Source organism: Micromonospora echinospora (assembly GCF_900091495.1).
GTDB classification, from domain to species: domain Bacteria; phylum Actinomycetota; class Actinomycetes; order Mycobacteriales; family Micromonosporaceae; genus Micromonospora; species Micromonospora echinospora.
Genome location: NZ_LT607413.1, coordinates 864193 through 889944, shown reverse-complemented (window position 1 = coordinate 889944; position 25752 = coordinate 864193). Strand labels below are relative to the sequence as shown.

Below are 25752 nucleotides of genomic sequence, written 5' to 3'. Positions count from 1 at the left end.
GCGATGGCACGCAGCATCGCGACGAACACCCGGATCGACCGCCCGGAACTGGTCGAGTTCCTCACTCCCCGGCACCGCGCGGTGCTGATCACCACACGGGCCGACGGCCGCCCGCAGTCCTCCCCGGTGTCCTGTGGCGTCGACGGGGCGGGACGGTTGGTGATCTCGACGTACCCGGAGCGGGCCAAGGTGCACAACATCCGCCGGGACCCGCGCGTCTCCGCCTGCGTGCTCTCCGACGACTGGAACGGTCCGTGGGTGCAGCTCGACGGCACCGCCGAGGTGCTCGACCTGCCGGAGGCGCTGGAACCGCTGGTCGAGTACTTCCGGTGCATCTCCGGGGAGCACCCGGACTGGGACGAGTACCGGCAGGCGATGGTCCGGCAGGGCAAGTCGCTGATCCGGGTCACCATCGAGAGCTGGGGGCCGGTCGCGACCGGCGGCTTCCCGGCCCGGCTGGCGGACTGACCTGCCGGCGGGCCGACGTGCGTGGATCGTCAGTAGGCGACGGTGAATCGGGTGTTCAGGTGGCGCGGGTTCTCGATCTCGTCGACCACGGCCACCGCCAGGTCCTCGTACGACAGCACGGACCGGCCCTGCGCGTCGGTGACCGGGTGGTCGGCGCCGGTGCGGTACCGGCCGGTGCGCTCGCCCGGGTGGAACTCCAGCGGCGGGGGTGAGACGTACGTCCAGGGCACGCCGTCGGCCGAGGAGCGGTAGCAGTCCAGCGCGTCCGCCTGCCCCAGCGCCGGGTCACGGTAGCGCTCGGGAAAGTCCGGCGCGTCGAGGAACCGCGTGCCGTCCGGGGCGAGCAGGGTCGCCCCGCCGCCCAGGTGGATGATCCGGGGCGGATCGGGCAGCTCGGCCAGGGTGGTCGTCAGCGTGCGCGCCGCGTCCGCCCAGAGCGTCCGCTCGCCGCCGCCGACCGCGACCACCAGCACGTCCGCCTCCGACGCGAGTTCCCGCACGCTGCGGGCGGAGGTGACGTCACCGGTGACCACCCGGACACCCGCCGGCAGGTACGAGGTGGCCTCCGGCCGCCGTACCGCGGCGGTGACCCGGTGCCCCCGGCGGAACGCCTCGGCGGTGACCCGGGAACCCGCGGTGCCCCCGGCACCGAACACGACGATGCTGCTCATGACCGCCTCCCGGCCCGACGGACTGGTCCGCCTCCAGGCTAGGAGCGTTCCGCCGACCGGGCGGCGGAACGGCGATCCCGGTCCACCGGCCGACCCGACCGGCCCGGCACCCGCACCGCCGTGGGGCGGCTCAGTCGACCAGGGCGGAGTAGACGAGCTGGCGCAACTGCGACCGCAGCGGATAGGTGCTCGACGGCATGAGCTGCGTGAACAACAGCGCGGTGACCTCCTCGACCGGATCGACCCAGAAGGCGGTGCTGGCGACCCCACCCCAGTAGTACTCGCCGACGCTGCTCGGCACCCGCCCCGGAACCGGGTCCTGCACCACCGCGAAACCGAGGCCGAAGCCGACCCCGTCGAAGATCGACTCGGCGAAGCCACCGGTGGAGAGGGCCGCCAGGTCCCGTCCGCCGGGCAGGTGGTTGCGGGCCATGAAACGCACCGTGCGCGGACCGAGCACCCGGGCCCCGTCCAGTTCGCCCCCGCGCAGCAGCATCTGGGTGAATCGGTGGTAGTCGTACGCGCTGGAGATCAGGCCGCTGCCCCCGGCGAGCAGGGTGGGCTTGCGTCGGGCCACCGCCCCGAACTGGTCGTGCCGCAGGATCCGTCCGGTCCTCGGGTCGGGCACGTAGAGCGCGCCCAGCCGTTCGGCGTCGTCCCCGTCGACCCACCAGTGGGTGTCGGTTATGCCCAGCGGGCGCAGGATCCGGTCGGCGACGAAGTCGTCGAGGCGCTGCCCGGAGACCACCTCGACCAACCGGCCGAGCACGTCGGTGGCGACCGAGTAGCCCCACGCGCTGCCCGGCTGGAAGAGCAGCGGCAGCTCGGCCAGGGCCACCGAGGCGGCGGCCAGGTCGAGCCCGTCCGGCCAGTGCAGGTCGTAGCCGGCCGCCCGGTAGAGGCCGTCGACCACCGAGGTCTGCATGAACCCGTACGTCAGGCCGGCCGTGTGGGTGAGCAGGTGCCAGACCCGGATCGGCTCCACCGCCGGCACCGTGTACGGCTTGAGCGCCGAACCCTTGGCGTAGACCCGGACGTCGGCGAACTCGGGCAGCCACCGGCTGATCTCGTCGGTCAGCTCGAACCGACCCTCCTCCCAGAGGATCATCGCGGCGACCGAGGTGACCGGCTTGGTCATCGAGTAGATCCGCCAGAGCGTGTCCGGGGTCACCGGAGCGCCGGCCTCCGCGTCGCGCATGCCGTACGTCGAGGAGTGCGCGACGTGCCCGCGTCGGGTCACCACGATCTGCCAGCCGGCGAGCTGACCCCCGTCGACGTACCGGCCGAAGTGCTCGTCGATCCGGGCCAGCCGGGCCGGGTCGAAGCCGATCTCGTCCGGGTCGATGTTCCGTGCCACGTCCACGACACCTGAACCTACTAGCTGGTACGGACGGTTCGGAAGGGGTGGGGCTACCCTCGGGACCGTGCCGGAGTTGACTGAGGACGCGACCTACCGCCACGACGACTGGTACGGCGAGGAGATCGTCGACCGGCACTTCGTGCGCTGCTCGTTCCAGGAGATCGACCTGACCGAGGCGACCACCCGGGGCGCGGTCTTCACCGAGTGTTCCTTTGGCGGGGTGCGCCTCAACGCCTCCCGCCACGTCGACTCGGCGTTCACCCGCTGCGTCTTCACCCGCTGCGTCCTGTTCGAGGCCGAGTTCACCGGCTGCAAGCTGGTCGGCAGCACGTTCACCGAGTGCGAGCTGCGCCCGCTGCGGGTCGAGGGCGGGGACTGGTCCTTCGTCGCCCTGCCCCGGGCCGACCTGCGCGGCGTGCGCCTCACCGGCGTACGGATGCGGGAGGTCGACCTGACGGGGGCCGATCTGACCGGCGGGGTCCTGACCAACGCGGACCTCTCCGGCGGGCACTTCACCGGCACCCGCCTCACCCGCTGTGACCTGCGCGGCAGCGACCTGAGCGCGATCGACCCGACGGTCGTCCAGCGGGCCGGCGCGATCATCAACCCGGACCAGGCTCTGGTGCTGGCCCGGACGATGGGCTTCGAGATCCGCTGACCGGCGTGGGCCAGGTCACCCCGGTCGTGGGGGACGCACCGGAATTGCTGTCACCGGATGTCAGGTGCGGCTGCCACCCTCGGTGCATGGCATTTTGGTCGGATCTGATCGACGAGGAACCGGACTTCGCCGAGCGGGTGCGGGCCCGCTTCGCGGTCCGCAAGCACGGGACGATGGCGACGCTGCGCCGGGACGGCTCGCCCCGGATCAGCGGTACCGAGTTCCAGTTCGAGGACGGGGACCTGCGCGTGGGCAGCATGCCCGGCGCGCTCAAGGCACTCGACCTGCGTCGTGACCCCCGGGTCGCGCTGCACTGCCCGACCGAGGACACTCCCGAGGACGACCCGGGCTCCTGGGACGGCGACGCGAAGATCGCCGGGATCGCGCACGAACTGCCGCCGCCGGAGGACGGCTCGCACCGGTTCCGGATCGAACTGACCGAGGTGGTCCTGACCCGGGTGGGCGAGCCGGCCGACCACCTGGTGATCGAGAGCTGGCACCCCGGGCAGGGCCTGCGCCGCCGCACCCGCCGCTAGCGCGCGGTCCGCCGGGACAGTTTGTCCGTCGCGCCGCGTCGATCGGGTCGTAACTTTCCGTTGTGGAGATTCGACGATCCCGGGAGGCTTCGCTGATGGGCACGAGTACCCGTACCGTCCGGCCGGCCGCCCCGCGCGTCGCTGGCATCCCGGACGGGGAGGTGCTCCGGGAGATCCCGCTGCCCCCGTACGTCACCGGCGAGGACGCGCAGTTCGCGGTCCGGGCGGTGGTGGTGCACGCGCCGCGCCGGTGGTCCGGCGGGACGGTGTGCCGCAACGACGCCAGCCCGCACCCGTGCCGCCTGCACCGCTGGGGACGCCGGGTGCTGGCACTGCGCGGGCTCCGCCCGGCCGACATCGACGCCATCGTCGAGCAGGGCGACCCCGCCGCCACCCCGCCCCCGGTCGCCTGACGACGCGGTCGGGGTGGGGTGGGGTGGTAGCAGGGGTCCCCTGTTACCGCTTTTTGCGGAGCAGGGGACCCCTGCAGGCACCTCAGCGTCAGGCACCTCACCCGCAGGCACCTCAGCTTCAGGCACCTCGGCAGCGGCGCGTCAGCAGGTGATCGGCTTGAGCCAGGAGCACTCGATGCCTTCGGGGGTCCGGGGGATCTCCGGTGCCGCCGGGGGCGCGGTCCGCGCCGTGGCGCCGCCCTTGGCGGTGTACGACGCCAGTGCGATGGCGATCTGGTCCTCCAGGGTCTTCACCGAGGAGGCCAGGTAGTTGTTGAGCACGACGGAGAAGACGAGCCGCCGTCCGTCGGCGTCGGTGACGTAACCGGAGAGCCCGGAGACCCCGGTCAGGCTGCCGGTCTTGGCGCGCACGTTGTTCGCCGCCGGGGTGCCCGCCATCCGGCTGCGCAGGGTGCCACCGACGAACCGCTCCGCGTTGCCGGCGACCGGCAGGGCGGCGTACCAGGCGTCGAACCAGGGCTCGGCGCGCACGGCGACCAGCAGGTCGACGAACTCGTCGGGCGGGATCAGGTTGCGCCGGGAGAGCCCCGAGCCGTCGCGTTGCCGCAGGGCGCCGGTGTCCATGCCGGCGTCGGCGACGTACTCGCTGATCGCGGTGAGCCCGGCCGACCAGGTGCCGGAGCCGTTGAGCACCCGCCCGATCTCCTTGGTCAGCACCTCGGCGTGACCGTTGTTGGAGAGCTTCATGAACGGCACCAGCAGTTCGGCCAGGGGCATCGAGTCGTGCCGGGCGACTCCGGTCGCGCCGGTCGGCGTCGCCCGTCCGAGCACGGTCTGCCCGAGGACCCGTACGCCGTGCTTGCGCAGCGCCGTGCGGAACACGTCGGCGGCGTACCCGGTGGGTTCCCAGACCGTCACCCAGTCGCTGCTCGGTGCGGCGGCGAGGGCGATCTGCCCGGTCACCACGACGGTGTTGGTGCCGTGTTCACGTTCGATGGAGATGCTGGTCGCCCCGGTGGCCACGGTGGTGGCCCGGTTGTCGATCCGCAGGTACCCGGTCGACGGGGTGAGGCTGATCTTCGGACGCTGTCCGGCGTCCGCCCCGGGCGCCGCGCTGACGATCACCGTGCCCGCGTCGTAGTCGGTGTCCGGGGCGACGGTCAGCGCGGAGATCTGGGCCGCGTAGTAGTAGGGCTCGTCGTCCCAGGTCCAGTCCGGGCCGAGCCGGGTCGCGTCGTAGCGGGTGTCGTCGGCGACCAGGTCGCCGGTGACCACCCGGATGCCGGCTGCCGCGACCCGGGCGGCGAGCGCGTCGTAGTCGGCGGCGAGCATGGTGGGGTCCCCTCCGCCGCGCAGGTGGAGGTCGCCGGTGAGGACGCTGCCGCGCTTGGCGCCGCTGCGCAGGACGTCGGTGGTGAACCGGTGTCCGGGGCCGAGCAGCTCCATGGCGGCGGCCGAGGTGAGCAGCTTGGTGTTGGAGGCCGGAATCAGCCGGCGGTCCCCGTTGCGCTGGTAGATGGTGTCGCCCGTGGTCGCGTCGGCGACCACCACGCCCGCCTGCGCGCCGTCGAGGCGGGCGTCGGCGAGGATCGCGTCGAGGGTGGCGCTGAGTCGGGTCTCGGTGGGGGAGGGGGCTTCGGCGGTGGCGGTGGTAGGCGCGGCGCTGGTGGTCGCGGTGGCGACCGCGGTGGCGAGAGCGACCAGGGCGAGCGCCCGAGGATAGCGACGACGTTGCATGCGCCGATGTTGTCATGGAGATTCTTTTCAGCACAGCCGTGAGTTCGAAAATTCGTGCCACCGGTGGGGGGTGCGATTCCGCCGGGCCGGACCGCGCAGTCGGCCCAGGTGGGTACGCTGGGGACGTTGAAGCCCAGATTGCCCGGATAGCCGGACTCCACTTGACGGATCCCGCCCCAGCGGGCACCGTTGGCCGGAGAGGGCTGTACGAGTTGCCCCGTTTGTAGCAGGTGGCGGACCGTTCTCCGGCCCGCCCGCGTGCCGGCGGGCCCCCTCCGTGAGGGCCGTGTCCGGACGTCCCACCGGGTTGTGACCCGGGGCCCCGCGACCGGTGGTGGCCCAGCGGGCCGGCCGCCGGCGCCGGCGACCACCCGATCACCAGTGAGGAGATCCGCCATGCTCACCATGACCGACAACGCCGTACTCGTGATCCGTGACCTCGCCGCGCAGCAGGACGTCTCCGACGCCGGTGGGCTGCGCATCACCGCCGACCTGGATGCCGGCTCGCTCGCCGTGGAACTGGTCGGGCAGCCGGGCCGGGACGACCAGGTGGTGGACACCGAGGGCGCCCGGATCTTCCTCGACTCCGAGGCCGCCGAACTGCTCAACGACACCTCGGTCGACGCCACCGTCGACGAGGAGGGCGTGGTGCAGTTCGGTTTCACCGAGAAGCCGGCCCATTGAAGCGGCCGGTCCATTCCGCCGGCCCACTGAAGCGGCCGCTCCGTCCCGCCGGTCCACTGAAACGGCCGGCCCACCGTCCCACCAGCCGCTGACGACGATCCGCTCCGGCTGCCGGCCGGCACCGGGCGACCGACCGCCGGCTGGCGTCATCCGGTCCGTCCGGACTCGTCACCCCGCGACGGCCAGGTCCGCCCGCCGTGGCGGGGCCCCCGGGGCCGGTGGCCGTCGGGGCGCTCCCGTCCCCGGTACGGGACCGGTCGGGGCGGGGACGCTCCGGACGGCTGCCGGAGCGTGGCCAGCACGTGGGCCAAATGGTGCGAGGTGCCCCAGGCCGCCCAACTGGTCGCCGAACCGGCCCCGGCCGCACCCCGCGCACGGCGCAGGATCTCGTGGTCACCCCAGGAGAAGGCGGCCCCGGCCGTCGGCCAGTGCGGGGCGGTGACCACCGCGCGGCACAGCTCGGCGACCCGGTCGTCCCCCCGCCCGCCCCGACGGGACCAGCGGTAGATCCACCAGGTGTCGTCGGCGGTGTACCGCATGGCCGGCAGCCGCTCGGGTGGTCCCGGCGTGGCGGTGCGGATCCCGTAGTCGCCGTAGTCGACACCGAGCCCGGTGAGGTTCCGCCAGAGCCGCCAGTCCCAGCGCGCCAGCCGGACCGGCTCCCCGTCGGGGAGGGCGGGCAGCGCGGGCGGCATCGCGCCGGCCACCACCGTCACCGACCGCCAGGCGTGCCGGCGGGCCCAGTCGACCAACCGGCGCACCCGGGGCTCGGTCGCACGCAGGTCCGCCGCGCAGCAGACCTCACCCACGTCGAGCAGCAGGTCGCACTGTTCCGGCATCAGCCCGGTACGCCGCCAGATCCGTTCCGCCGCGCCGGTGGCCGCGTCGGGGCCGTACGGGTCCGTGCGCAGCCGCAGGCGGAGCACCGCCCAGCCGAGGTGGGACCGGGCCATCGCGCCCTGGGCGACCAGCCGGTCGGCGTGCTCCGCGAAACCGATGACCGGCACCAGCGGTGCGCCCCGGCGCAGCAGCCCGAGCAGCGGCCCGGTGTCGGGGAAGCCGGCCAGGTCGACGGCGGCGGTCAGTCCGGCCGGCAGCCGACCGAGCAGGTCGACGGGATCGCCGACGGCGAGGGTGAGGATCGGGACGACGAGCACGGCGCTGTCGCTGTCGAGATGGCCCAGCGCCTCCAGTTCGCTCCGCCCGGCGGTCAGTACCGGGCGGTAGACCGGCTCCGCCGTCCGTCCCGGGTGGGCGGACGCCATACTCCAATGTATCGAGAGATGACCATGTGTCACAGCGCCGTTCGGTTGATCCGTCGCCCGGTCGCCTGATCGGTCGCTCCGTCGGTGGTGTCGTCGTCCGTTCTCTCCGGACGGTTCCACCGCGCCGTCACGTGGAACCGCCCGGTTTCCCGTGCCGCGCCTACCGGGTCAGGCAGGGCAGGTCCAGCCACTCCTCGTCCCGGATCCGCTCCCGTACGGTGTCGAGTTCGCGGAGCAGGGCCGCCAGGTCCCGGGGATCGTCGAGGTGGTGCAGGACGGCCCGGTGGAACGCCGCGGTCATCGCCGCCGGCATCAGGTCCGACGCGTCCCGGCAGAGGGTGTCCCGGGTCAGGGTCTCGGCGATCCGGCGTGACACCGGGTCCGGGTAGCTCGCCGGATCGGTGCCCCGGTTCAGGGTGAAGGACAGCCCACCGCTGGCCTCCCGCCAGACCTGCCGGGCCCGGTCGCCGGCCAGGAAGCGGATCAGCTCGCGGGCCTCCGGCGTGTCCTCGAACATTCCCACCACGTCCTCGGCGATCTCGGTGGTCGTGGCGCTGCCCCCGCGCGCCGCGAAGGGCGGGAACGGGAAGAAGTCGAACCGGCCCGGGGCCTCCCGCCGGTAGTCGCGGACGATATAGGAGCCGCTGTGGTCCAGGTGGCACTCCGGCCGCTCGGCGAACATCCCGAGCCCGGCGACGTTGAATCCGGTCAGCAGGGCGTTCGGGGTGCTCCGGCCGGCCCGGGTCACCTCACCCCACGCCTGCCAGACCTCACGCATCTGCGGCGAGTCCCACGGCAGGTCGCCGGCCGTCCACGCCTGGTACGTCTGGGCACCCCACCGGTGCAGGAAGAGGTCCTCGATCCAGTCGGTGCCCGGCCAGCCGGACAGCGGCGGCGCGCCCATCCCCAGGCACCAGGGCGTACGCCGGCCGGCGCTGAACCGCACCAGCTCCTCCCAGGTGGCCGGGGGACGTCGGGTCAGGGCGGGCTGCCGGTCGGTCGCGTACCAGACGAGGCTCTTGGGGACCACGTTGACGGAAAGCCCGTAGACCCGCCCCCCGAGCGTGACCAGCTGCGGCTCCAGATCCGGCCGCCGGTCCGCGCCGAGCACGTCGTCCAGGGGGTGCAGCTTGCGGCTGTGCACGTACGTCTGGAGGTCGTTGAGGCGGGGCAGCACCGCCACGTCGGGCGGGGAGCCCCGGTCGACCCCGGAGCGGAGCACCTGACTGACGTCGCGGGTGCCCCGGTAGTCCACCGTGATGCCGGTGCGTCGCTCGAACTCGTCCAGCACCGCGACGAACGCGGCGGCCTCGGTGTCCCGGGACTCCGTCCCGTCGTTCCCCGGGGCCTCGGACCAGGAGGCGATGACGGTGACCCGCCCGGTCGGGGCGGGGTCCGCGCAGGCGGCGACCCCGCCCGCGAGCAGGGCCGGGATCAGCAGCAGTCCGATGCGGCGTCTCATCGCTCGTCGTACCGGTATTCGTCCAGGCGCGGCTGGAAGCCGAGCAGTACGGCCACCGCCGCGCAGAGCGCCGCGACGGGTAGGACGAACTCACCGCCGTGGCTGGTGGCCGCCCGGGTGGCCCGGTCGGTGGCGACGTCGCCGTTCGTCCGCGCGTCGCCCGCCGGACTGGCGGGCACCCCGGACGGGGGCGTGCCGCTGGGCCCGGCCGTGGCCCGGCCGCCCTCGGCGTCGACCAGGTCGATGGTGCGCGGACACCCGTCCCGCCCCCCGCAGGCCGCCTCGAGCCGGTCGGTGAGGCGGTCGGTGTCCTCGGCCGCCAGCCGCGTCAACTGTTCCCTCCGGTCCCCCTCGACCGCGCGGACCGACTCCCGGGTCGCGGCGAGCTGCCCCGCCGACCAGAGGGTCGAGGAGGTGGCGGCGCCCATCAGCAGCACGAAGAGGGTGGCCAGCAGCAGGGGGGCGTTCACCCGGCGGCGGAACCGTCGGCGCAGGAACCGCTGTGCCCGCACCAGCAGCCCGACGAGGACGAGCACCGGCACCAGCCAGAGCGCCGCCGCGACCGGACTGGCCCACAGCCGGCCGACCTGCTCGTCCAACGCCGCCGCCTGAGCCTGACGGAGCCGGTCCAGCCGGAGCAGGAGCTCCTCCAGGAGACTGGCGGCGTCCCAGAGCGCGGCGGTGCCGAGGGCGCTGTCCTGGTCCTGCCGGAAGTGCACGTCGGCCCGGGCGATCAGACCGGTGTAGGTGACCAGCAGCGCCTCGACCACCTGGATGTCCCCACTGCCCGTCTCGCCGGCCGCGTTCCGTTCGGCGACCTCGGCGAGATGCTGTCCGGCGGCGGCGATCCGGTTCTGGTACTCCTCGCCCGCTCCACCGAGGAGTCGGGTGCCGTCGGAGAAACCGGCCAGGGCCGCGCCGTGCGCCGCCCGGAGGGCGACCTGGGTGTCGTAGACGGCCAGGACCGACGGCACGGACTGGGTAGCGACCGCGTCGGCGGCCCGGTGCACGCCGAGGAAGACCGAGAGGCAGCCGGCCAGCGCGACCGCCGTCGCGACGAGCAGGGTCCGCCGGTGCCGGCGCAGGCTCCGCCGGGTGGTGCTGGTCAGGGTGCCGCTCACGTCGACACCGGTCCCGGGACGTCGAGTTCCGCTCCGCACCGTTCGCAGTACCGGGTGCCCGGAGGCGACTCCCGGCCGCACCGGCAGGACCGGACCTCGCCGTCGGTCACCGTCGGCGCGGGTGGCGGCGGCTCCTCCACGTCGACCAGCAGCCCCAGTTCCTCCAGCCGGCGGGTGTCTCCGGCCACGGCGGCCAGCCGGACCGCCCGTCCCAGGAGACCGTCGACGGCCGCAGGGTCGTCACTGTCGTAGCGCTCGACGTCGTCGGAGGTCGGCCCGTCCGGTTCCGCCACGCCACTGTGGTACGCGACCCGGGGATCGACCCGGCTGGAGAGGGTCAGGTCGTCCGTCCACTGCACCAGGACGGCCACCGGTGGTGTCCGGGCGGCGCCGTCCACGACCAGGTCGACCCGGGCGGCCAGCAGGTCCTCGTCCCGGGGCCGGTCCGTGCCGTCCACCGCCAGGCAGAGGTGGTACTCGCGGCGCTCCTCGCCCCACGGGCCGGTCGGATGGTCCACCGTCCGGTCGTCGACCGGTACGCCGACCAGGTCCCGCACGGTCGGGTGGACCTGCCGGCAGAACAGCACCCGGTTCGGCGCGACGGTCCGGATCCGGATCCGCACCTGCGGCACCGGTAGCGGGTCGATCGCGGCGGCGGCCGTCCCGGCCGGCGGGCGGGCCGTGGACTCCGCGCCGTCGACGACGGCGACCCCGGCGGATCGCGGTCGGTCGGGTCCGGCCGCCGGTCGCCCGGCCCCGGCGCGCACCGCGACGGTGAGGATCGCGTGCAGCTCGCGGTCGCCGGGGGAGAGGTGGCGGTCGTGGTCGAGGTGCACGTCGAAGCCGAGGGGGGTGGTCGGCACCGGATCACTCCTCACACGTCACAGCAGGGTCAGGGGACGTACCGTGTTCGCCCGGTCGAGGAGCACGCCGTGGTCGTTGCGGTTGCGGGCCTGTTGTCGGGCGAGGCCGCGGAAGGACCGGGCGAGCCGGCGTCGCAGGGCGTTCTCCGAGGGCGGGTCACCGAACATGCCGCCGCCGTCCAGTCCGTCCGGGCCGGTGGCCAGGACCCGTTCCAGTGCCGCCTCAAGGACGGTCGTGGTCAGTCGGTCCCGCGCCTCGCCGTGCGGGCTGCCACCGTCGAGCCGCAGCTCGGTGAGGCGTCGGACCGCCTCGTTCAGGGTCGCCGCGTCGGGCGGCCCGTCGCCGAGCCGAGTGGTGAGCGCCCGGACGGCGGCGATCCGGGCGGTGTCGTGGTGCCGGGAGAACCGGGGGACACCGTCGAGGGCGGCCACCGCCCCGGCCCGGTTCCGCCCGGCCAGCCGGAGCCGGGCCAGGCCGAACGCGGCGCTCGCCGTCAGCCGGTCCCGTCGCCACACCGCCTCGTAGTAGCGGGTCGCCCGGACGGTGTCACCGACGTGCTCGGCACAGTAGGCGAGGGCCAGCTTCGGCGCGACCTCGCCGGGGAGTTCCCCGTACACCGCGTCGAAGAGGTCACCGGCCCGGGGAACGTCGCCCTGGGTGAGCGCGAGCAGCGCGTGGTGCCAGGTCACCCGCCAGTCGGCCGGCACGTCGTCGAGCAGCTTCTCGGCGGCGGTGAGCGCGTCCCAGGCGCGGGGCGGGTCGCCCAGCTCCAGCCGGGCCCGGCACCGGGCGAGCTCGATCTCGACGGAGGGGGCGTCGAAGGAGGCGAGACCGTCCAGCAGGTTCTCCGGGTCGAGCGCCCCGACGGTGGTGAGGAACTCGGCGGCGGGGTCGCCGGGCACGGGACGGGGCACCGGCAGGCCGGTGGCCACGGCGGCCGGAGCGGGACGACCGTGCGCGTGTACCGCGCCGCCCTCCGGCGTGGTCCAGCGCTCCAGCGGCGGCACCGTGCCGAGCCCCGCGTCGAGCAGCGCGGGGGTCGGCGCGAAGACGGTGGACGAGGCAGGCTGCTCGTGCACCGACCGGGGCGGCAGCAGCTCGTGCAGCACCCCCTTGATCTGCTCCGACATGTCGGTGGCGGAGGCGAAACGGTGCTCCGGCCGGCCGTGCCGTGCCCGCCGGACCAACCGGAGGAACGACTCCACCCCGACGTCGACGTCGCCGGGCGGGACCTCCGGCCCGGGGACGAGCCCACGGCTCAGCTCCGCGAGCAGCACCCCGACCGCGTACAGGTCGGAGCGGACCGTGGTGCCGTACGTCTCCAGCTCCCGGTCGCTCACCCGGTACAGCGGGGTCCCCACCATCGGGCTGGACCGGTCGTCGGCCCGGCGCACCCCGCCGAGGTCGATCAGCTTGATCCGGTCGGCGACGCGGATCACGTTCCCGGGGTGCAGGTCGGTGTAGAGCAGCCCCCGACGGTGCAGGTAGTCCAACGCGGCCAGGATCTCGTGGGCGTACGCGAGGATGTGTTCCAGTGGCAGCGAGACGTCCGGCCGGGCCGGATCGCGGGCGGCCAGGCAGAGTTCCGCCAGGGACATCCCGTTGAGGTACTCCATCACGAGGTAGCTGGTCTGCCCCCCGAAGAGCCGGTCCGGGGCGGTGACGAAGTTGAAGATCCGGACGATGGCGGGGTGGTCGAGCGTGGTCAGGTAGCGCCGCTCGGAGACCTCCACCCTCAGGGCGTGCCGGTTGGTCTTGTCGATCAACCGCTTGAGGGCCACCGGGTTGTCGTCCAGGTGGGTGTCCTTGGCGAGGTACACCTGGCCGAGACCGCCCCGGGCCAGGTAGCCGACGACCTCGTACTGGTCGGCGACCCGGTCGCCGTGCCGCAGGTCGGGGACGAAGGCGAACGGGGTCTGGCACCGGCCGCAGTAGCCGTGGTCCAGGCGGTCCTCGCCGCCGCGTCCGACCGGGCCCCCACAGTGGGCGCAGAACCGCTGGTGCTCGGGGACCGCCGGGTCGCGCCGGACCCGCTGGTCGGTCGGGAACACCAGCACGGGAAGGGAGACCAGGTCGGCGACCCTCCAGGTCGGACCGGCCGGCGGCGGCGCCGGCTCCGACCCGGGGCGCGGCGACCGGTCGGCGCGCCGGGGAGCCAGCCCGCACCGGTCGCAGAAGCCGGTCTCGTCGACCGTGCCGGTGCAGTCGGGGGTGCGGGTGCAGCGCATCAGGCGGGCCCCCCGTCGGACTCCTCGTCGCCACCGGTCGTCGAGGGTACGGCGCACCTCGTCGCCGTACCCGTGGACCGTCCGGTCGCCTCGGTCGGTTCGTACGGGGCGGCCCGGAGCAGGTCGTGTGCCCGACGGTACCGGTCGCCCGGCGCGGCGTCCTCCGCCGACCGGTTGTTCGGTGCGGTGTCCTCCGCCGGCCGGTTGTTTCGCGCGGCGTCCTCCACCGCCCGGTTGTTCGGTGCGGTGTCCTCCGCCGCCCGGTTGTTTCGCGCGGCGTCCTCCACCGCCCGGGTCGGGGCGGCGTCCGTCAGGAACCGGGACCGGGCCGCCCGGAACAGCGTTGGTCGGGCGCGACGACCGGGCGGCGGGGCATCATCCAGTCCAGGGCGGTCTCCTCGACCGGCCACCCGTGCACGGTGACCACGCTGAACGGAACCCGGGCGGCCTCGGAGCAGAGGGTCTGCGTCCGGACCCGGCCGTTGGGCAGGAACCGGACGACACCGCCCCGGTCGAGCACGACCGTCGACGTGTCGGTCACCGTGATCATGTGCCCGAGCACGACACCGGTCGCCCGGCCGGTATCCGTCGACGCGACCTCGACCGCGGTCGTGGGCAGGACGGGCACCCGCAGGAACACCGCCCCCATCACCAGCGGAAGGGCGGCGGCGACGGTGTAGGCCAGGCCGTGGGTCAGGGCCGGTGCGGCCCGCCGGGGGAGCGGGCCGGTGAGCACGGCGGCGGCGGCCGGTGGCACGGCCAGCAGCGCGACGGTGCTCCACTCGTCTGCCCGGACCGCCGACCAGACGGCCGGACCCAGCACGGCGTACGCGACCACGGCCGCCGCCACCGGCAAGGCCAGGCCGACCAGCATGATCCGCAGCGGCCGGTCGGGGTGGAGGTACCGGGTGCGCAGGGCGAGCAGCCAGAGGGCGAGCATCAGCAGCGCCGGAAGGAACCGCAGTTGCCAGGTGAGCGCGGCCAGCGCCACCGCGGCGGTGAGCACCCAGCCCGGGGTACGGGCGGTGCCGGAGGCGAGCAGCGACCGCTCCGGATCGAACCGGTCCGGCGCGCTCACCCGCAACAGCCGGCCGAGCACCCCGACCACCAGCACGGCCAGCGGCACCGCCCACACCAGCGCGATGAGCAGGGCGCTGAGCAGCCCGAGTGGACTGACGTACTGCACCAGCAGCAGCATCGTGGGCATGTCCTGCCGGCTGAGCTGCCACAGCCGCAGCACCAGCAGCAGGACGGGGAACGCCGGGAGGAGCGTCAGCAGCCACTGCTGCGCCTGCCGCGCCCCGGCCGTCCGACGCGGGCGGCCGAGCGTACCGGCGGCGTCGGCGGTCCGGGGTGACCCGGCAGCGGTAGCGCGAACCTCTCCCACGGCCACTGCCGTACCTCCACCTTCCTCGGCTCGGGCTGCTGCTCCTCCGCCACCGACTGCGGCCGGTTGAACGGCTGCTGCCAGCGGAGGTTGTCGTCGTACGCCTCCTCCCAGACCTTGTTCTCGTCGTCCTTCGCGGAGGCGTGCAGCGCGAGGTCGACCAGGTCACGCAGGGCGGTGTTGGGGCCGGTGTTGACGCCCCAACGTTCCTGCGGGGACGAGCCGATGTCCCAGTGCCGCAGGGGCTTGACGTTCTTGAGGGTGGTGGGGAAGGCGTCCGGGTCCTGACTGGCGGTCACGAAGCCGGCCAGGATCGCCGCGTCGGTGGTGACCGCGTCGGTGCGCCCGTCGTGCAGTTCCTGGACGCACTCGCTGATCTTGTTCCGTCCGTACGCCTCGGCGCCCACGTCGCGCAGGCGGGCCTGCGAGGTCGAGGTGGTGAGCGTGCACACCCGCCGCCCGCGCAGGTCCTCCAGGCTGCTCACCGGGCCGGGCTCGTTTGCCCGGGTGACCACCGACTGCTCGGTGTGCAGGTACGGGGCGGAGAAGGTGGCCCCCTCGCGGGTCCGTTCGTCGGTGACGCTGTACGAGGCGATCACCATGTCGACGGTGACGAACCGGTCGTTGTAGGGGGCCTGCCGACGGGCCCGGTCCTCGCTCTCGATCGGCAGCAGCACGACCTTGCTGCGGTCGAAGTCCAGGTAGCTGGCGATCATGTAGGCGACGTCGATGTCGAAGCCCTGCCAGCCGCCCCCGGGCAGCTGCAACGCGATGCCGGGCTGGTCGTCCTTGACCCCGATGAGCAGCTCCCGCTTGCCCTTCATGCCGGCCCGCTCCATCAGCTCGTCGCGGGTCGGCGGGCCGAGGTTGAGCACGACGGGGACCAGCGCCACCGCCAGCACGGTCAGCACGACCGTCAGCGCCACGAGCCGGAGTTGCCGGGACCGTGGGCTGCTCGACGGGGCGGCTGTCGTCGCCGCGCTCGGCTCAGTCTCCTGATTCAAGCTCGTCCCTCCCGCTGCCGCACCCGTGACCGGCCCTCCATTGTGGGGTCTGCCGGCGGGGTGCGGGAGGGCCCGCGCCGTGGTCGAACGGGCAAGTATCCGACGTTCGGCCCAACGGCCGACCGGGGGTCGACGGTCTCGCGGTGTGGGCGGGGTGGTTTGGGGTGGTATCGCCGGGGCGGCGGATGAACGGCCACGGGTGCGGATGCCCCGGTCCGGCGGGCGACGGTGCCGCCACACGAGCGCGCGGCGCCGTTTCGATCCCGATGGATCGTCACGTCGCCGCGCTCTGGCCGTCTCCCACCGTCGCAGCCTGCGGCGGTACGCCAGCGGGGACCTGGCTCGACCGACCTCTCCGTGCGCGCCGGTCAGTTTGCATCATGCCCATCGCGGGCAGCCGCAAACCCGGCCGTTGTGGAAAAGTCCACCATTCGGTGGTCACGGCGTGACCGGGGCCGGTACCGGGTATGAGCGCGACATGGAGCACTACACGATCGCGACCGTCGCCGAACGGAGCCCGGACTTCCGTCGGGTGCTGTGGACCGGACAGCAGACCCAGCTGGTGATCATGACGATCCCGCCGGGTGGGGAGATCGGCGAGGAGGTCCACGAGGGCATCGACCAGATCCTGACCTTCGTCAGCGGCACCGGCGAGGCCCGGGTCGCGGGCGAGACGAAGACGGTGAACCAGGGCGACCTGGTGGTCGTCCCGGCCGGCACGAAGCACAACTTCGTCAACACCGGCCCCAACCCGCTGGTCCTGTACACCGTCTACGGCCCGCCCGAGCACGCCGACCAGGTCGTGCACCGGACCAAGGAGGAGGCCGACGAGATGGAGGCCGCTGGCAAGGACGAGCCGCCGAACGCGTGACCCGGACCGGGTCGGCGGCCTGCCGCCGGCCCCGGGCCTGAACGCGCCGGATCGGGGTACGCCGGGCGGGTGGACCGGCCGGTGATCTCCGACTACGGGTTCCTCTCCGACTGCCGTTCCGGCGCGCTGGTCGGCCGGGACGGCTCGGTCGACTGGTGGTGCCCCGACCGCTTCGACTCGCCCGCCGTGTTCGGGCGGCTCCTCGACGACGCGGCGGGGCGGTGGCGGCTCGCCCCGGTCGGCCCCGGTCGGGTGGACCGGGCGTACCTGCCCGACACGCTGGTGCTGCGGACCGTCCACCACACGTCCGAGGGGAGCGTCGCGGTCACCGACGCGCTCGCCGCCGAGCCCGGCGCGCGGGCACACGAGGTGGGAAGGAACTCCCCGGCGGTGCTGCTCCGGGTGGTCGAGGGGCTCAGCGGCCGGGTGCCGATGCAGCTGGAACTCACCCCCCGCCCCGAGTACGGGCTGCTCACGCCGTACCTGAACCGGCTGCCGGACGGTGCGGTACGGGCCGTGGCCGGTCCGGTCGCCCTGGTGCTGCGCGGCGGCGTGCCGCTGCGCGCGGAGCGGGACCGGGTCCGGGCGGACTTCACGGTGGCCGCCGGCGACCGGATCGGCTTCGACCTGGCGTACGCCCCGGTGTACGACGGGACACCCGCGCGCCTCGACCCGGTCGACGCGCTCGCCGACACGGTCCTCGCCTGGCAGGCCTTCCGGGAGGCGCACCGCTACCAGGGCCGGCACACCGCCCTGGTACGACACAGCGCGACGGTGCTCCAGGGGCTGACGTACACCCGCAGCGGTGCGGTCGCCGCCGCCCTCACCACCTCCCTGCCGGAGCGGCTCGGGGGTGACCGCAACTACGACTACCGCTACTCCTGGCTGCGCGACTTCGCGATGACCCTGCACGCGCTCTGGGTGGCGGCCTGCCCGGACGAGGCGTCCCGCCTCTTCGCCTGGGCGGCCCGGTCGATCGGCCAGCTCCGCGACGCCCCGGTGCCGGTGCTCTTCGGCCTGGAGGGGGAGCGGGGTCTCGCCGAGCACGACGTCACGCACCTGCGCGGGTACGCCGACAGCCGACCGGTGCGGCTGGGCAACGACGCCTGGCGGCAACGCCAGCTGGACGTGCCCGGTGAGATGGTCTCGGCGGTGTGGCGGCTGCACGAGTACCTCGGTGAGCAGCTCGACGACGAACTGCGGGAGATGGTGGTCGGGTTGACCGAGCAGGTGGCCGCGACCTGGCGGCTGCCGGACCGGGGGATGTGGGAGACCCGGGAGGAGGAGCGCCACCACCTCTCCTCCAAGGCGCTCTGCTGGGTGGCGATGCGGCTCGCGGTGGAGCTGGCCCCCCGGCTCGGCGACCGGGCCGATCCGGTGCGCTGGCGGGCGGTGCGCGACGAGATCCGCGCGACGGTCCTGGAGCAGGGCTGGAACGAGCGGGCCGGCGCGTACACCGGCGCGTTCGGCTCCGACGAGCTGGACGCCTCCGCGCTCTACCTGCCGGTGGTCGGGTTCCTGCCCGCCACCGACCCCCGGATGCGGGCCACCATCGCGGCGGTCGAGCGGGAACTGGCCACTCCGGACGGGCTGGTCCGGCGCTGGTCGAGCGACCCGGGCGGGTTCCTGCTCTGCTCGTTCTGGCTGGTGCAGTGCCTCGTCAAGGCCGGCGAGCGGGACCGGGCCGAGGCGCTCTTCGTCCGGGTGGCCGGGCACGCCAACGACCTCGGGCTCCTCGCCGAACAGGTCGACCCGGTCACCGGTGGAATGCTCGGCAACTTCCCGCAGGCGCTGTCCCACATCGGACTGGTCAACGCGGCCTGGGAGCTGACCGCGCCGGGCGGTGACTGAACCGCCCGCGGCGTACGACTGCAACAAGCCTGCACATGCCAGCCATTGACGGTGGTGTGCGTCACTCCCTAGCCTTGGGCGCGGATGGGAAAGCCCTTTCCTGGGCTTCCCATCCGGGTCCCCCGCACGGAGTCCGGGCCTTCGGCGGGGCCGGACGGTCCCTGGGCGCGCCGTCCCCATGTCGCCGTCCCGCGACAGGCGCGGTCCCCCGACCGTCATCACACCGCTGTCAAGGAGGACACCCCCCGTGCAGATCAGACGCACCGTTCACCGACGGGCGCTGCTCGCCGCCGTCGGTGCCGGCGCGACCGCCGTCGCCCTCGCCGCCGGCATGGGCACCTCGGCCTTCGCCGCCACCCTCTTCTCCGACAACTTCGACGACGGCAACGCCAACGGCTGGTCCAAGTCCGGTGGCAGCTGGACGGTCGCCACCGACGGCTCCGGCGTCCTGACCCAGTCCAACTCCGGCAGCGAACTGGCCCGCCAGTTCGCCGGCCAGACCGGCTGGACCGACTACCAGGTGCAGGCCCGGGTGAAGCCGCTGGCCTACGACTCGTCCACCGGGCTGGTCGGTCTGGCCGCCCGCTCCGCCAGCAGCACCAAGATGTACCGGCTGGCCCTCCTCGGTTCCGGCCAGGCCGCGCTCCAGGCGGTCAACGGCAGCCAGATCACCACGCTCGGCTCGGCCTCCGTCGGCACCGCCGCCGGTTCCTGGTACACCCTGCGGATCGAGGCCAGCGGCAGCACCATCCGTGGCTTCGTCAACGGCACCCAGGTCGGTTCGGGCAGCGACAGCCTGGTCGGCTCCGGCCGGATCGGCCTGGTCACCGCGTACGCCAGCGGCAGCTTCGACGACGTCGCGGTGGACTCCGCCGGCTCCACGCCCACCACCCCGCCCACCACGGCCCCGCCCACCAGCAACCCGCCGACCACCCCGCCACCGACCACGCCGCCGCCCACCACCCCGCCACCGACCACGCCGCCACCGGCCAGCTGGCCGACCCCGGCCGGCCAGGTGAAGGTGGACGACACCATCCCGATCTCGGGCAACCAGGACCTCGGGATGAAGCGGTACTACGGCATCGGCGACGGTGGCCAGGGCGAGAGCCAGGACCCGATGTTCGTGCTCGCCGCCGGGGCGACCCTGCGCAACGTCATCATCGGTGCCCCCGCCGGTGACGGCGTGCACTGCGAGGGCAACTGCACCCTGATCAACGTCTGGTGGGAGGACGTGGGCGAGGACGCCGCCACCTTCCGGGGCGGCACCACGTACACCGTCGACGGCGGCGGCGCGCGCTCCGCGTCGGACAAGGTGTTCCAGCACAACGGCTCGGGCACCGTCTACATCAGGAACTTCCGGGTGGAGTCCTCCGGCAAGCTCTACCGGGCGTGCGGCAACTGCTCCACGTCGTACCAGCGGCACGTGGTGATGGACAACGTGACCGCGACCTCGACCAAGGCGCTGGCCGGCATCAACACCAACTGGGGCGACACCGCCCGGTTCAGCCGGATCACGATCCTCAACGACCCCGACCGTAAGACCTCGATCTGCCAGAAGTACAAGGGCGTGCCGAAGGGCAGCGAGCCGACGCTGATCGGTGAGGGCGCGGACGGCGTCAACTGCTTCTACTCCCCGTCCGACATCACCTACCGGTAGACCGCACCAGCCGGTCCTCACCACCCCGTGGGCCGTGCCCGGCACCCGCCGCGCGCGGCCCACGGCCGTGCGAGGCGCGGCTCGGGTGGTGGCAGGTGTGGGCTGGGCTGGCGTGGTTGCAGGGGACCCCTGCTCGGCAAAAAGCGGTAACAAGGGGCCCCTGCTACCACCCCAGCCCCAGCCCCAGCCCGCCCGGCGTGGGGGTGGTCAGTGGGTGTCGATGCTGAGCCACTGTGGGCTGCGCCGGCCCGGTTCGTACGCGGCGTCCAGCCGCTTCGCCAGCACGCCCGGCAGCTCCTGCGTCCGGGCGGTGGCCAGGGTCTCCGCGCCCGCGCCGGGGAACCAGGGCGTGGTCTGCCAGTGCGGGCCGCCCAGGGCCAGCCCGTCGAGCAGCTCCCGGCGCTGGGCGTACGGCACGTCGACGCTGGACACCCCGTCGAGCCAGAGCAGGTCGACCACGAGGTACTGACCGGTGGGGTCGGTGCGTCCGGCGCGGGCCGGTCGGGGCGGGCGGACCCGACCGGCGGCGTCGATGTCGACCAGGATCCCGTCCAGCACCACCTCGGTCGGGGCCAGCGCCTCGGCCATGTCCCGCAGCCAGGGGTACGCCCCCGTGACGTCCCGCTCCCCGTCCCGGTCCGCCGGGGCGGCCAGCCGCAGCCGGCCGCCGGAGACGTACGCCAGCGCGCGTACCCCGTCCCAGCGCAGCTCGTACCCCCAGGCACCGGCGTCGGTCGGCAGCTTCGCGGCGGTCGTGGGGCGCATCGGCGCGATCCGCTCGGGCATGCTCACCCAGCCCGGCGGGGCCGGGTCGGTGCGCCGGACCATCCAGTCGCGGTCCGTGCCGCCGGTGGCGAAGAGCACGTACCGGCCGGTGGTCCGCTCACCGGACAGCCGCACGACCACCTCGTCGTCGCGCCACTTCTCACACCGGTACGTGCCCCGGTCGTGGATGGTCATCCGGCCGCCGCCGTACTCGCCGGCCGGGATGTCGCCGTGGAAGTCGAGGTACTCGATCGGATGGTCCTCGGTGTGCACGGCCAGGTGGTTGCGGCCGGGCTCGCGCGGCAGGCCACGTGGCACGGCCCAGGAGACCAGCACGCCGTCGCGTTCCAGGCGCAGGTCCCAGTGCAGGCTGCGGGCGTGGTGCTGCTGGATCACGAACCGGCCCCGTCCGTCACCCCGCTCCCGCCGCCGTGGCGACCGCTCCGGCACCGGTTCCGGGGTACGCCCGGCGTCGCGTTTGCGCCGGTACTCGCGCAGCCGGTCCGCCATGGGGACATTGTCCGCGAATCCGGACGACCCCGCAGCGGCATGGGAGCGCGGCGGGCGGGTACGCGGACCGGCATGAGTCCGTCCGACCAACCCACCGTGACCCTGCCCGAGCGGGTCCGGATGCCGCTGCTCGGCTTCGGCACCTGGCAGGCGTCCGGCCAGTCCGCCTACGACGCCGTGCGGACCGCCCTCGCCGTCGGCTACCGGCACGTCGACACCGCCACCATGTACGGCAACGAGAAGGAGGTGGGCCGGGCCATCCGGGACAGCGGGCTGCACCGGGACGACGTCTTCGTCACCACCAAGATCCCCTCGGACGGGGTCCGGCGCGAACGGCACGTCCTGGAGGCCAGCCTGGCCGCCCTGGAGACCGGTCACGTCGACCTGTGGCTGATCCACTGGCCTCCGGCCGCTCCTGGGGACAGCGTCCGGATGTGGCGGCAGGTGCTGAAGGCGCGCGACGACGGCCTGGCCCGCGCCGTCGGGGTGAGCAACTACTCGACCGCGCAGATCGACGAGCTGATCCAGGCGACGACCCAGGCGCCCGCGGTCAACCAGATCCGCTGGGGTCCGATGCTGTACGACGCCCGGCGGCAGGCCGAGCACCGGGAGCGCGGGGTCGTGCTGGAGGGGTACAGCCCGTTCAAGAGCACCGACCTGACCGATCCGGTGCTGACCCGGATCGCCGAGGCGCACGGCGTCACGCCGGCCCAGGTGGTGCTCCGCTGGCACGTCGACCACGGGGTCGTGGTCATCCCGAAGTCGGTCACGCCGGCCCGGATCCGGGCGAACGCCGACATCTTCGGTTTCGCGCTGACCCCACAGGACCGGGACATGATCGACGCCCTGGGCGGCGGGCCTCGGGGCGAAAAGCGAGATGCATCGACGGACTTCATCTTCTAGGGTCGGCTTTCCGCCTTCCATCGAGGAGACCGATGAGCCGCCTCCGCAACCTTCTGGTCGTCGCCGGTGTCGCCATGGCCGCGACGGCCGTCCTGCCCGCCGCGCCGGCCGCCGCCGACACGACCAGCCGGTACGCCCACGCCTACTTCTCCGGCGACACGAGCCTGAACATCGACGTCGTGGACGCCGAAGGAGCGACAACCATCGACGTCAGCTGGCACGACTCGGAGTGCGTGTTCGTCGGCGACGTGTACGCCTGCGAGATGACTCATCGGGACGCGGTCGGCGTCCCGGTGACCGACTTCTCCTTCTCGTTGGTGACCACGACGGTCGCCGCCCAGGTGCCGTACGAGGAGAAGCGCGAGTACTGCGAGTACGTGGACGCGGAGGAGGTGGGCTGCACCTGGTTGCCGGCCACCACCGGCACGACGGCGCTGGAACTCACCTGGACCACCTGGGGTGATCCGTGGCAGGAGGTGCGTACCGACGAGGAGGGTCGGGTCCACCAAAAGACCGCGATGAACGCCAGCGTGACCGGGAGCGCGTTCGGGTCGACGTACGGGCCGCAGGGCAGCTACGGCCAGCTCGCCGACGTCCGTACCACTGACCCCGCCCGCTGACCGGTGCACGCCGAAGGGCCCTTCCCGTCACCGGCCGAGGCGGCGGGAAGGGTCCTTCGGGTGTCTCTCAGAGGCGGGTGCAGGCGGTGCCGTTGAGGGTGAAGCCGCTGGGCGCGGCGTATCCGCTGCTCGTGGACACCTGGTGGCCGAAGGTGACCGAGGCGCCGGGGGAGATGGTGGCGTTGTAGCTGAGGTTCCGGGCGGTCGCCGTGCTGCCGTTCTGGGTCACCGTGGCGTTCCACGAACCGGTGATCTGCTGTCCGGCCGGGAGCGGGTACGCCAGCGTCCAGCCGGTGACCGGCGTCGCGCCGGTGTTGGTGACGGTGACCTCGGCGGTGTAGCCGGTGTTCCAGGTGTTCGTCGGGGCGTACCGGACCGCGCAGGTGGCCCCGCTCGGCGGCGGGGTGGTCGGGGGCGCGGTGGTGGGCGGCGGGGTGGTCGGGTTGGTGCCGCCGCCGTTGACGCCGGCCGAGAAGGAGTTCACCGCCAGGCCGACGCCGCCCTGCCACGGCTCGAAGCCGGCCTGGATGCTGGTCAGGTACCAGGAGTTGGTGATCGCGCCCCGGTTGCGGACGTCGGCGACGAAGTCGAGGACGCTGAAGCTCAGGCTGCTGATCGGCGACGGCGCGACGTACGAGATGACGTTGTTGGCGCCGTTGCTGCCCTGCCAGACCTCCCAGGTGCGGCCGACCAGGGTGGTGGTGCCGACGCGGGAGCCGATGGGCTGGATCGGGCCCTGCCGGTTGAGCCAGATCATGATCTCCATCTGGTTCACCCCGTCCCGCTTCGGGGTCGGGTCGAGCCAGATGTCGTACGAGGCGTTGTAGGTGGCCCCGCTGACGTACGTGTAGTCGATGCTGCTGGTCGCGCTGCTGATCTGGCTCACCTGCATCGGCAGCGTGGTGCCCGGTGAGCAGTTGGTGTAGTGGCAGCCGTAGAAGACCGACGGGTACGCCGTCGGCGCGCCGTTGGTCGGGTTGCTGCCGTCCTGGCGGGTGATCGAGAAGCCGGTGCCGGTGCCGGTGACGTTGACGCACTGCTGGGCGCTGGTGCCCCACCGGTTGTTCTGCACCACGTACCGGTTCTGGATGACGGTGGTGCCGTACTGCTCGCAGATCTGGGTGTCGGCGGAGGCGCTGCCGCCGAGGGCGACGCCGGTGATCGCGCCGACCGCGAGGACGCCGGCCGCCACCACGGCGCGGAGGATACGGATCATGGGGTTCGCTGCTCCTTGGCTCGGCATGGGGGCGCCGGACAGACCGCGAAGTAGGCGCGGGAGCGCTCCCAAGGACAGCAACACATTTACATGCCTGAAATTGCTGCGCAACCGGACCGGCCCGCGCGTGCACCCTGGGGCTACTCCGCCTCGGCCGAGGGGGAGATCACGCGCCATCCGATCGGATCTTCCCTGCGCCGGTTGCGGGGAGTAGTCTCTTGCCTTCAACGCGTGCCGCTCCCCTCGGAGGCGTACACCAGCATGGCTGGATCCCCCCTGCGCATTCTCGTCGTCGGCGCGGGCATCGCCGGGCTCGCCGTGGCCCGGGCCCTGCGAAGGGCGGGATTCCGCCCGGACGTCACCGAGCGACGGACCGCCTCGGACCTGCCCGACAGTGGCCTCTACCTGCCCGGCAACGCCGCCCGCGCGCTGCGCCGGCTCGACCTCGACCTGCCCGTCCGCCCGCTCGGGCAGGTGATCCACCGACAGCGGTTCCTCGACGCCACCGGCAGCGAGCTCTGCGAGGTCGACCTGACCGGGCTCTGGGCCGGCGTCGGCGAGTGCCGGGCCCTGCCCCGCAGCGACCTGCACCGCGTCCTGCTCACCGGGGCCGGCGGGGCGGTCCGGCACGGGGCCGAGGTGCGCACCCTCGACCTCGCGGCCGACACGGTCACCGTCACCTTCGCCGACGGCGCCGTCAGCGAGTACGACCTGGTGATCGGCGCGGACGGCCCCCGCTCCACGGTGCGGACCCTGGCCGCGCTCGGCGGCCCCGCCCGGCCGGCCGGGCAGATCGTCTACCGGGGGATGGTCCGGGGCGGTCCGTCGGTCGCCGAGTGGACCGCCCTGCTCGGCCAGCGCGCCGGGTTCGTGGTCATGCCGATCGGCGGCGGACGGCTCTACTGCTACGCCGACGAGGCCGGCGTCGCGCCACCGGCCGACCCGATGGCCCGGCTGCGCGAGGTGTTCGGCTCCTACGGGGGGCCGGTGCCCCGGGTGCTCGACGCACTGGACCGGGTGCACGTCGGGCTCACCGACGAGGTCGAGCTGGGTCGCTGGTCCCGGGGGCGGGTCGTGCTGGTCGGCGACGCCGCGCACGCCACCGCGCCGACGTTGGCCCAGGGCGCGGCGATGGCGCTGGAGGACGCGGTGGTGCTCGCCGAGTCGCTGGCCGTCGCCGGCAGTGTCGAGGCCGCCCTGGTGGCGTACGAGAGCCGTCGCCGGCCGCGCACCAAGTGGGTGCGGGACCGGACCCGGGACCGGGACCGGACCCGCGACGTGCCCCCGGCGTTGCGCGACCCGCTGCTGCGCGGCCGGGGCGGGCGCATCTTCCAGGAGCACTACCGGCTGTTGGTCGATCCGCTGTGACCTCCGACCAGCCGAGGTGCGCAGGGCGTGTCCGGCTACCCGGCGCGGCGTGGCGACCTGCCGGGGACTATCCTTCCTTCGGACTACGGCTCGCAATTACCAGCGCGTGCCGAGGGGGACGAACGAGAACCGG

24 protein-coding genes are annotated in these 25752 nt (G+C 73.4%); 11 read left to right on the top strand and 13 right to left on the bottom strand.

The features are described from left to right. Positions 1-3 precede the first annotated feature (3 nt). On the top strand, positions 4-468 hold the full coding sequence (locus GA0070618_RS04065) for a PPOX class F420-dependent oxidoreductase (RefSeq protein ID WP_088980428.1): 465 nt from the start codon (positions 4-6) through the stop codon (positions 466-468). Between the two features lie 29 nt (positions 469-497). On the opposite strand, the gene GA0070618_RS04060 is transcribed toward GA0070618_RS04065, so the two are convergent. Together GA0070618_RS04060 and GA0070618_RS04055 are read right to left on the bottom strand one after the other, a co-directional pair. Further along, positions 498-1139, bottom strand: coding sequence for an NAD(P)-dependent oxidoreductase (locus GA0070618_RS04060; RefSeq protein WP_088980427.1), 642 nt, complete (start codon positions 1137-1139; stop codon positions 498-500). 130 nt (positions 1140-1269) lie between these two features. Beyond that, positions 1270-2502 carry a serine hydrolase domain-containing protein gene (locus GA0070618_RS04055; protein WP_088980426.1) on the bottom strand — a complete coding sequence of 411 codons (1233 nt, stop codon included), beginning with the start codon at positions 2500-2502 and terminating at the stop codon, positions 1270-1272. Between the two features lie 61 nt (positions 2503-2563). On the opposite strand from GA0070618_RS04055, the gene GA0070618_RS04050 reads away from it, so the two are divergent. The 3 genes from GA0070618_RS04050 (at position 2564) to GA0070618_RS04040 (ending at position 4106) form a co-directional block, all read left to right on the top strand. Beyond that, a complete protein-coding gene (locus GA0070618_RS04050) occupies positions 2564-3157 on the top strand; it encodes a pentapeptide repeat-containing protein (protein ID WP_088980425.1) in 594 nt (197 codons plus the stop codon). An 86-nt stretch (positions 3158-3243) separates the two neighbouring features. Beyond that, a complete protein-coding gene (locus GA0070618_RS04045; RefSeq protein WP_088980424.1) occupies positions 3244-3693 on the top strand; it encodes a pyridoxamine 5'-phosphate oxidase family protein in 450 nt (149 codons plus the stop codon). A 95-nt stretch (positions 3694-3788) separates the two neighbouring features. After that, entirely contained in the window at positions 3789-4106 is a 318-nt protein-coding gene (locus GA0070618_RS04040; protein WP_172900256.1) for a hypothetical protein, read from the top strand. 141 nt (positions 4107-4247) lie between these two features. Here the strand turns inward: GA0070618_RS04040 and dacB are convergent, their stop codons facing one another. Then, the gene (dacB, locus tag GA0070618_RS04035; RefSeq protein WP_088980423.1) at positions 4248-5843 is read right to left on the bottom strand and encodes a D-alanyl-D-alanine carboxypeptidase/D-alanyl-D-alanine endopeptidase; all 1596 of its coding nucleotides are present in this window, start codon (positions 5841-5843) and stop codon (positions 4248-4250) included. Between the two features lie 396 nt (positions 5844-6239). On the opposite strand from dacB, the gene GA0070618_RS04030 reads away from it, so the two are divergent. After that, on the top strand, positions 6240-6527 hold the full coding sequence (locus tag GA0070618_RS04030; RefSeq protein WP_088980422.1) for an adhesin: 288 nt from the start codon (positions 6240-6242) through the stop codon (positions 6525-6527). Positions 6528-6673: 146 nt separating this feature from the next. Here the strand turns inward: GA0070618_RS04030 and GA0070618_RS04025 are convergent, their stop codons facing one another. The 8 genes from GA0070618_RS04025 to GA0070618_RS03990 form a co-directional block, all read right to left on the bottom strand. Continuing rightward, positions 6674-7792: a beta family protein gene (locus tag GA0070618_RS04025; RefSeq protein ID WP_088980421.1), complete on the bottom strand. Its 1119-nt coding sequence runs from the start codon at positions 7790-7792 to the stop codon at positions 6674-6676. A 160-nt stretch (positions 7793-7952) separates the two neighbouring features. Next, positions 7953-9254 carry an ABC transporter substrate-binding protein gene (locus GA0070618_RS04020; protein WP_088980420.1) on the bottom strand — a complete coding sequence of 434 codons (1302 nt, stop codon included), beginning with the start codon at positions 9252-9254 and terminating at the stop codon, positions 7953-7955. Next, positions 9251-10375, bottom strand: a complete 1125-nt coding sequence (locus GA0070618_RS04015; RefSeq protein WP_088980419.1) for a hypothetical protein — start codon at positions 10373-10375, stop codon at positions 9251-9253. The genes GA0070618_RS04020 and GA0070618_RS04015 overlap by 4 nt, the downstream gene beginning before the upstream one ends. Then, complete coding sequence (locus GA0070618_RS04010) at positions 10372-11238, bottom strand: zinc ribbon domain-containing protein (RefSeq protein ID WP_088980418.1); 867 nt, start codon at positions 11236-11238, stop codon at positions 10372-10374. Before GA0070618_RS04010 ends, GA0070618_RS04015 begins: the two co-directional genes overlap by 4 nt. 18 nt (positions 11239-11256) lie before the next feature. Next, positions 11257-13467, bottom strand: a complete 2211-nt coding sequence (locus GA0070618_RS04005; RefSeq protein WP_088980417.1) for a serine/threonine-protein kinase — start codon at positions 13465-13467, stop codon at positions 11257-11259. Beyond that, positions 13467-13754, bottom strand: a complete 288-nt coding sequence (locus tag GA0070618_RS04000) for a hypothetical protein (RefSeq protein WP_088980416.1) — start codon at positions 13752-13754, stop codon at positions 13467-13469. The genes GA0070618_RS04005 and GA0070618_RS04000 overlap by 1 nt, the downstream gene beginning before the upstream one ends. A 23-nt stretch (positions 13755-13777) precedes the next feature. Next, positions 13778-14854 (bottom strand): hypothetical protein, encoded by a 1077-nt coding sequence (locus GA0070618_RS03995; protein ID WP_170107803.1) that lies wholly within the window; start codon positions 14852-14854, stop codon positions 13778-13780. After that, entirely contained in the window at positions 14740-15858 is a 1119-nt protein-coding gene (locus tag GA0070618_RS03990) for a transporter substrate-binding domain-containing protein (protein WP_088980415.1), read from the bottom strand. Before GA0070618_RS03990 ends, GA0070618_RS03995 begins: the two co-directional genes overlap by 115 nt. Positions 15859-16336: 478 nt before the next feature. On the opposite strand from GA0070618_RS03990, the gene GA0070618_RS03985 reads away from it, so the two are divergent. From GA0070618_RS03985 to GA0070618_RS03975, 3 genes are all read left to right on the top strand, one after another. After that, the gene (locus tag GA0070618_RS03985) at positions 16337-16729 is read left to right on the top strand and encodes a cupin domain-containing protein (protein WP_088985265.1); all 393 of its coding nucleotides are present in this window, start codon (positions 16337-16339) and stop codon (positions 16727-16729) included. Positions 16730-16798: 69 nt separating this feature from the next. Then, positions 16799-18580 (top strand): glycoside hydrolase family 15 protein, encoded by a 1782-nt coding sequence (locus GA0070618_RS03980; protein WP_088980414.1) that lies wholly within the window; start codon positions 16799-16801, stop codon positions 18578-18580. Between the two features lie 247 nt (positions 18581-18827). Then, on the top strand, positions 18828-20237 hold the full coding sequence (locus tag GA0070618_RS03975) for a pectate lyase (RefSeq protein WP_088980413.1): 1410 nt from the start codon (positions 18828-18830) through the stop codon (positions 20235-20237). A gap of 207 nt (positions 20238-20444) precedes the next feature. On the opposite strand, the gene GA0070618_RS03970 is transcribed toward GA0070618_RS03975, so the two are convergent. After that, a complete protein-coding gene (locus GA0070618_RS03970; RefSeq protein WP_088980412.1) occupies positions 20445-21512 on the bottom strand; it encodes a DNA polymerase ligase N-terminal domain-containing protein in 1068 nt (355 codons plus the stop codon). Positions 21513-21584: 72 nt separating this feature from the next. Here GA0070618_RS03970 and GA0070618_RS03965 point away from each other — a divergent pair, with 72 nt between their 5' ends. Together GA0070618_RS03965 and GA0070618_RS03960 are read left to right on the top strand one after the other, a co-directional pair. After that, entirely contained in the window at positions 21585-22415 is an 831-nt protein-coding gene (locus tag GA0070618_RS03965; RefSeq protein ID WP_088980411.1) for an aldo/keto reductase, read from the top strand. Between the two features lie 32 nt (positions 22416-22447). Continuing rightward, positions 22448-23035 (top strand): hypothetical protein, encoded by a 588-nt coding sequence (locus tag GA0070618_RS03960; RefSeq protein WP_088980410.1) that lies wholly within the window; start codon positions 22448-22450, stop codon positions 23033-23035. A 67-nt stretch (positions 23036-23102) separates the two neighbouring features. On the opposite strand, the gene GA0070618_RS03955 is transcribed toward GA0070618_RS03960, so the two are convergent. Next, entirely contained in the window at positions 23103-24251 is a 1149-nt protein-coding gene (locus tag GA0070618_RS03955; RefSeq protein ID WP_088980409.1) for a GH12 family glycosyl hydrolase domain-containing protein, read from the bottom strand. A 261-nt stretch (positions 24252-24512) separates the two neighbouring features. Between GA0070618_RS03955 and GA0070618_RS03950 the strand changes: the two genes are divergently transcribed. After that, positions 24513-25619, top strand: coding sequence for an FAD-dependent monooxygenase (locus GA0070618_RS03950; RefSeq protein ID WP_088985264.1), 1107 nt, complete (start codon positions 24513-24515; stop codon positions 25617-25619). Positions 25620-25752: the final 133 nt, after the last annotated feature.

Coding starts and splice junctions, on each gene's coding strand:
- GA0070618_RS04045 (WP_088980424.1), top strand. CDS start 3,244: ATGGCATTTTGGTCGGATCTGATCGACGAGGAACCGGACTTCGCCGAG.
- GA0070618_RS04005 (WP_088980417.1), bottom strand. CDS start 13,467: ATGCGCTGCACCCGCACCCCCGACTGCACCGGCACGGTCGACGAGACC.
- GA0070618_RS03955 (WP_088980409.1), bottom strand. CDS start 24,251: ATGATCCGTATCCTCCGCGCCGTGGTGGCGGCCGGCGTCCTCGCGGTC.
- GA0070618_RS03965 (WP_088980411.1), top strand. CDS start 21,585: ATGAGTCCGTCCGACCAACCCACCGTGACCCTGCCCGAGCGGGTCCGG.
- GA0070618_RS04020 (WP_088980420.1), bottom strand. CDS start 9,254: ATGAGACGCCGCATCGGACTGCTGCTGATCCCGGCCCTGCTCGCGGGC.
- dacB (WP_088980423.1), bottom strand. CDS start 5,843: ATGCAACGTCGTCGCTATCCTCGGGCGCTCGCCCTGGTCGCTCTCGCC.
- GA0070618_RS04030 (WP_088980422.1), top strand. CDS start 6,240: ATGCTCACCATGACCGACAACGCCGTACTCGTGATCCGTGACCTCGCC.
- GA0070618_RS04040 (WP_172900256.1), top strand. CDS start 3,789: ATGGGCACGAGTACCCGTACCGTCCGGCCGGCCGCCCCGCGCGTCGCT.
- GA0070618_RS03985 (WP_088985265.1), top strand. CDS start 16,337: ATGGAGCACTACACGATCGCGACCGTCGCCGAACGGAGCCCGGACTTC.
- GA0070618_RS04065 (WP_088980428.1), top strand. CDS start 4: ATGGCACGCAGCATCGCGACGAACACCCGGATCGACCGCCCGGAACTG.
- GA0070618_RS04060 (WP_088980427.1), bottom strand. CDS start 1,139: ATGAGCAGCATCGTCGTGTTCGGTGCCGGGGGCACCGCGGGTTCCCGG.
- GA0070618_RS04025 (WP_088980421.1), bottom strand. CDS start 7,792: ATGGCGTCCGCCCACCCGGGACGGACGGCGGAGCCGGTCTACCGCCCG.
- GA0070618_RS03960 (WP_088980410.1), top strand. CDS start 22,448: ATGAGCCGCCTCCGCAACCTTCTGGTCGTCGCCGGTGTCGCCATGGCC.
- GA0070618_RS03950 (WP_088985264.1), top strand. CDS start 24,513: ATGGCTGGATCCCCCCTGCGCATTCTCGTCGTCGGCGCGGGCATCGCC.
- GA0070618_RS03970 (WP_088980412.1), bottom strand. CDS start 21,512: ATGGCGGACCGGCTGCGCGAGTACCGGCGCAAACGCGACGCCGGGCGT.